General features: G+C 23.4%; 1 protein-coding gene. It reads left to right on the top strand.

The window, feature by feature from the left end; genetic code table 11:
* A partial coding sequence (locus tag HMPREF9075_RS03345) for a hypothetical protein (RefSeq protein WP_009415088.1) occupies positions 1–416 on the top strand: 416 nt, incomplete at its 5' end.
* Positions 417–534: the final 118 nt, after the last annotated feature.

A 534-nucleotide genomic window follows, 5' to 3' on the forward strand; every position in this document is an offset into this window, starting at 1 on the left:
ACTTTATTATAGAAATAAGTTTAAACAGCTTCATGATAAAATTTAAATATATATATGTCTTTATAATAATTATAATAATTCTATTCTTTTGTAATCCTTTTTTATATTTAATGCAATCTAGTGTTATTAAGGATTATCCTATAAAAAAAAATGAGTTGTCTTTTTTCGATAGTTTACAAAAAAAATATTTTTGTAAAATTAATAGAACGATAAGAAAAAGAAAAAAGAAAGGATATGAGTTGTTTCTTTACACAAGAAATGATATTAGTATTAGTGATGAAAATATTTCAGAAAATATAGCAAATTATATAAAAGATAATATAATAGAATTTGATGATTTTGATTGTATAGAAATTTATATAAAGGATAAGGATACACTTTTAAAATATAGAAAAGAACTTCATAATACAAATTAGTTCTCTACCAAATGCCTTAGCTCAGGGTCATTGGCGATGCGTTCTTTTTCGCGTTCAATAATTTCAATGATATCTAACTTTATCTGGCGGTAATTGGCTTCTACCTGTTCTTTGGTGG

Source organism: Capnocytophaga sp. oral taxon 332 str. F0381 (assembly GCF_000318275.2).
Classification (GTDB): Bacteria; Bacteroidota; Bacteroidia; order Flavobacteriales; family Flavobacteriaceae; genus Capnocytophaga; species Capnocytophaga bilenii.